Source organism: Marinomonas pollencensis, from assembly GCF_003387375.1.
Classification (GTDB): domain Bacteria; phylum Pseudomonadota; class Gammaproteobacteria; order Pseudomonadales; family Marinomonadaceae; genus Marinomonas; species Marinomonas pollencensis.
The window spans coordinates 1-6,055 of the sequence record NZ_QUNG01000026.1; the positions used below are offsets into that span (position 1 = coordinate 1).

Here is a 6,055-nt window from a genome sequence, read left to right on the forward strand (position 1 = left end):
AGTATATATCCATGACGAGTTGGAGGAATGCGGCGAGTCCGTTAGCCAGTCACGAGATGCCAAACAAATGGTTCGATGAACAAGGTTTAGTAAATCTTGAAGAAGTGAAAACGGGGTATGTGTTCAGCGTACATGCTGAATGGACGTTTACATGAGCCGTATACGAGGTCCGTACGTACGGTTCTGGGAGAGGGACGAGGCGGTAACGCCTCACTCTACTCGATTTCGTATTGACGTTGAACGTTTGTTACTCATACAAGGTCAATAGACTAAGCGATGTTGTGGTGGCTGGCTATGATGACCTTAGTGAGCAGAGATTATGCTTGATAGGTATGCCATCGGGACCTTTATTTAAACATTACTTCCATAAAGGTTTTTTCCTTATTTTCTGCAAAAAACATTAAATCATACTAGTCTTTTACGCTTGTTGGCTGTTTTTTTGAGCAAAAGAGTGATTTTCACCTTGTTCATGTCAGATATAAGGCAGAGTAAAAAACGTTGAAATTTTAGCTGTGGTAAACTGCTTTTATAGTGTCATAAATTATTTATAAGTCATTGAGTTCGTCAATTATCTGGCGGGTATTAATGATTCGTTACCGCTTCGAAAGGTCAGGGATGCGCGCGGTGAGTTTGTTAACGCAAAACCGCAGGCGTAAGAAAGAGACCTCTTTTTTATCTATTAAAGGGTTAATTATAAGATGTCAGATAAACCCCATTCTAATGAAAATATGGCGATTACAAGACCAACATTAACGGTTGTTGGTGTTGGAGCCAGTGCTGGTGGGCTGGAAGCGCTACAATCCATGCTTTCAAATTTGCCTACCGATACTAACATGGCGTTTGTGGTTGCTCAGCATCTCTCGCCTTCTTACAAAAGCATGATGGTGGACCTGTTAGAAAAGGCTTGTACTATTCCTATTACCAGCGCCATTGATAATGAAGTGCTAGAGCCGAATCATGCTTATATTTGCCCGCCTAATTTTAATATCGAAATAACCAATGGCGACCGAATTAGCCTGATCAGTTATTCCGAGGCTCGTCGCACGCCGCGTCCGTCGGTGGATATGCTGTTTGAATCCATTGCTTCAATAAAAGGTGAAAATGCCATAGGGATTGTGCTCTCCGGAACGGGTACAGATGGTAGCCGAGGCATTCGAGCGATCAAAGGGGAAAATGGTTTTGGTATTGTTCAAGACCCTAAAGATGCTAAGTACGATGGAATGCCGAATTCTGCCATTAACTCAGGCAATGTGGATTTAATTGTTCAGTCTACAGAAATAGGTACCGAGCTTAAAAATATCCTACATTTCCCTCGTAGACGTTCTGTAGATAATGAAAATGCCATTTCACGAGAAACTTACAATGGCATTATTAATATCTTGAAGAAACAGTGCAAAGTGGACTTCACCTTGTACAAAGAGAATACCATTGTTCGTCGCATTGATCGTCGAATGACCTCTTTGAGAATCCATGATACTGATGTGTATCTTGAGCATTTGAAAAAACACACGGAAGAAGTCAGTTTGCTGTTTAATGACATGTTGATTGGCGTAACATCCTTCTTTCGGGATGCCAGAGCGTTTGATCGCCTTGACAGAGAGTTGTCTAATTATATTCAGAATAGAGAAAGCAAAGAATTACGGATTTGGTGTGTAGGGTGTTCGACAGGCGAAGAGCCATACTCTATTGCCATTATTCTGAATCAGATTTTAGGGGATAAGATCGAGGACTACAAAGTTCAGATTTTTGCGACAGACATAGATAAAAACGCCATCGAATTTGCTCGAAATGCGGTCTACCCAGAATCTGCTTTGCAGAACTTACCAAAAGGCATTCGAGATAAATTTTTCATCGTTAATGATGATCAGTTCGAAGTGAAGAAAGCGATCAAGTCTCATGTCATCTTCTCTGTTCATGATATTAATAATGATCCACCATTCCTACGACTTGACTTAATTACTTGCCGTAACCTAATGATTTACTTTACGGTTGAATTGCAACGTCAAATATTGCCTACTTTCCATTATGCTTTGAACCCCAAAGGCATATTGATGCTAGGTCAGTCTGAGTCTATTGGTGTCTTTCAAGAGCAATATCGCCCTCTTTCTAAAACCAGCAAAATTTATGAAGCTTTGTTTGTCGGGAAGCAATTGCCGCCTGAACGAAAATCAAACAGTATTAAAAAGAAGGCTGTTGATTACGAAGCTCAATCTGTTACAGAAAGCCCAAGGCGAACTAAATTAAATGAAGAATTTTCGAATATTATTGCGAGGACGCTTAAGCAATTTGTCTTGCCCAATGCTATGTTGGTGAACGAAAATCAGGATATTATTTTTACCGAAGGTGAGAATAAGTTATTGGTGCGTCCATCGGGGTTGCCGACCAATAATATTTTCAAAAACTTACACCCACAGCTTTCCATTGATCTAAGAAGTGCCTTCCATCAGTTGCACACAGGTAAAGACATAGCAGATACAGGCTTTCAGTCCTTTAGCTTGGATGGCAAAGATGTTTGGGTAAAACTGATTCTCATCTCTATTCAGCGAGAGGGTCCTCTTGGATCATTAACATTGATCTTTTCGCAAATTGAAGAGCCTGTAAATATTCCCGTGCTGTCGAAAGGGAATCTTTCAGGTGAGCAAAATGTTAGCAATCAAGCAGTACTGATCGAACAACAGAGGCAGCTATTTAAGACAAAAGAGCAACTTCAAAACGTCATCGAGGAGCTGGAAACTTCTAACGAAGAAATGCAGTCAATGAACGAAGAGTTGCAAAGCTCCAACGAAGAGTTGCAAAGCTCTAATGAAGAGCTTGAAACCACCAACGAAGAACTGCAATCAACAAATGAAGAGCTGCAAACAGCGTATGCTGAACTGCGCATGGCTTATGAAGAGCGGGAACATCAGCGAACTGAGCTTGAAGACCTAAGAAATAATCTTCAACATACTAATAGTCTATTAGAAGATGCAGAGAAATCGGCAAAAATGGGCTCATGGCTTTGGGATATCACGACTCGAAAAATTGAGTGGAGTAACGGTTGTTACTTGTTGTTTGGCCTAGATAGAGAGGTATTTCACCCTTCTTATGAGGCATTTATTGGGCTCGCACAAGATCACTACCGCTCTTTGTTGGAAGACCAACTAACCAATCTATTGCATAGCAAAGCCAGCCAGCCGTTTATTTTTGAAGCATACGATGTAAACAAAAAAACCATCATAATTTCATTAGAAGCTGTTGTCTCTTTTAACGATTTAAAACAAGCAGTAAAAGTCATGGGTACCATGACAGATGTTACTGACACCATTGTCTCTGAGCGTGAGCAGACACGTTATAAAGATAAAATCAGTTATATCCTAAACAGTAGTTTAAATGCGGCTTGTGTGATCGATATTAAAAAAATGGCTATTGAGTACGTGAATGCTGAGTTTTATAAGTTGTTAGGGTATTCATTGGACACCTTAGAGTCCTTCACTGGCGATAATTTCTATGAGCTCATAGAAGAAGAGGATCGTGAGAAATTTGGCACGGTTATTCAAAATGTTATCGATTCTAAACCGGGTGAAGCTGTTCCAAGCTCTTATCAAATATTATCAGCGAAAGACGGTTATCCAGTGCCTGTCTATGCGAATCACACGATTTATGAAATAAATGAAAATACTTTAGGCGCCAGTAAGATACTGGTAACGCTCTTTTCATCTAAATCATAATGTTAAAAATACTTAAGGTTTGCACGGACATTGAATGAATAAGAAGATTTTTGATCATTTGCCGATACCTTGTTTGTCTACAGATAATACGTTTCAGATTCTAGAATCGAACGAAGTAGCTAAGCAGGTGTTCGGTCGTTATATTGAGTCCGATGGTTTTAGTGGTGCTTTGAAGACCATCACTCGATTGATTGTTTCTGGATTATCGGACTTCTTTTCTTGGGTTGAGTCTGAGGGTGCCTTTGAAAAGTCTATAATTTTAGATATTCAGTGCGCTAATGATGTTCAAAAGTTTTCTCTTAGCCATAGCAGTTTTGAAATCGATGGGCGCACCGCATTGGTGTTTACGTTTTCGTCAATAACCCATAGGGTAGACTCTGACTTTCAAATTGATTTGTACCGTAATGTTTTCGAACGTTCTAATCAAAGCGTTTATATCAGTGATGCGGATGGCAAAATATTGTTCGCAAACCCAAGATTTACGCACTTTTTTGGTTTAAGTTTGTTAAAGGTAAAAGGCAAGAAAGACAATGTTTTGTATCATGAAAATGATCAGAAAACACATTTTAGTGCGCTGAATAGATTAGTTTATGAAGTTGACCAAGTAGAAGAAAGAATGCTGTGCGTTACTGCCTTTGAAGGGCAGGAGCCTATAGTTTGTAGTGTCAATATTGTCATTATCCATGATAAAGAATCTTATACCTTTCTTCACTTTATTGAAGACATTACCAGTCAAGTGTCTGCCGAAGAAACGATGAAAAGTATCGCTTTCAAGGATCCTCTTACAGGTATACAAAATAGACATAGCTTTAATCTTAAGTTTAACGATCTCTTTATAGAAGCCCAACGTTTGGGAGAACAACTGAGTCTATTTTTTATTGATTTAGACAAGTTCAAATACATTAACGATGAGTATGGTCATGAGTATGGTGATGCCTTGCTTATTCATGTTGCAGAACGATTGAAAAGCAGCTGTAAACGCTCTGATTTCGTCGCAAGACTAGGCGGAGATGAATTTGTTCTACTGATCCAAGCTGATCAGCCTAAAAGTAACTTAGAACTGATAGCACGACGTATTTTGTTTGAGTTGTCAAAACCTTTTTCATTAAAGGAGTTGAATTATAAGTGCACCTGTTCGATAGGAATAGCTCAATACCCAGATGATGCTATGTCTCAGAGTGACTTGCTGCATGCTGCTGATAGCGCTATGTATCTTGCTAAAAAATCAGGCAGAAATGATTTTTCATTTTATAATTCCGAAGTTCAAAAAGAGCTTTCTTTTAACTCTAAAAGAATAAAAGAAATTGAAATAGCGATTGAAAACAATGATATAAAATTATACTTCCAGCCTGTACATGATATGGTGACTGGAGATGTTTTGTCATTTGAAGCTCTGGCTCGGTATGAGGATAAAGCGGGAGAGCTTCACCTGCCGTCATATTTTCTACCTTTTATTGAAGAAGACCCACTGATCTATACTTTGGCGATAAACCAAATTAAAGAAATTAAACGATATATTAAGGTGTTGAAGCATCATGCTGTTCAGCTACCTATCAGTATTAACCTGTCTTCTTATCAAATAAAAAGTGATACCATTATTGAAGAGTTGGAGTATATTGCAAAAACAGCTCCAGATGTCTCTCGTCTTATTAAAATAGAAGTGACGGAAACCATGCTTTTTGAAGAAAGTAGTGTGGCTACAAAAAATCTTAATAAGCTCACTGATTTGGGTTATAGCTTAGTGTTAGATGATTTTGGCACTGGCCACTCTTCAATTTATAGCCTGAAGAAAATAAGGTTTGAAGCGGTAAAAATAGATAAAATTTTCATTGATGAAATTCATAAGCCTGTGAATAAAAAAGGCAGTGATAGAAACTTTTTAAATGCAATTATTGCGATGATCAAAAATCTTGATACTAGAATTATTTGTGAAGGTGTTGAAAGTCAGGAGCAGGTTAATTATCTATTGCAGAGAGGTTGTAGAGTAGGGCAGGGATTTTATTACTCTGAGGCCATCCCAAGGAAGAATGTTCTTAAATATTTGAGTGCCAAATAAAATCTGTAAAACGGAGTTGTTGTGTCAAAAAAAATGGCTAATATTTTAATCGTAGACGATGAAGTTACTTCTATTGAAGTGATGCGTTGTTTATTAGAAACCAATGTGAATACGCAAGTTGCTGAAACTGGGCAAAAAGCTCTAGAGCTATTGGAAAAGAATGACTTTGATCTTGTGTTATTAGATGTTGATTTACTCGCGAATTCAACTCCGAAGTGCACCACCCTCTAAATTATGCTGCGCTTCGTAGTTCATCGAACACCACCGCAGGTTGTCTATAACCAAGGCATTT

At 38.6% G+C, this 6,055-nt stretch carries 3 protein-coding genes; all 3 read left to right on the top strand.

The features are described from left to right. Positions 1-698 precede the first annotated feature (698 nt). From DFP81_RS17890 to DFP81_RS17900, 3 genes are read left to right on the top strand one after another with little or no spacing between them, the layout of a single operon-like run. Positions 699-3,707: a CheR family methyltransferase gene (locus tag DFP81_RS17890; protein ID WP_115899249.1), complete on the top strand. Its 3,009-nt coding sequence runs from the start codon at positions 699-701 to the stop codon at positions 3,705-3,707. Between the two features lie 34 nt (positions 3,708-3,741). Then, positions 3,742-5,763: an EAL domain-containing protein gene (locus DFP81_RS17895; protein ID WP_115899250.1), complete on the top strand. Its 2,022-nt coding sequence runs from the start codon at positions 3,742-3,744 to the stop codon at positions 5,761-5,763. Positions 5,764-5,784: 21 nt separating this feature from the next. After that, a complete protein-coding gene (locus tag DFP81_RS17900; protein ID WP_115899251.1) occupies positions 5,785-5,994 on the top strand; it encodes a response regulator in 210 nt (69 codons plus the stop codon). Positions 5,995-6,055: the final 61 nt, after the last annotated feature.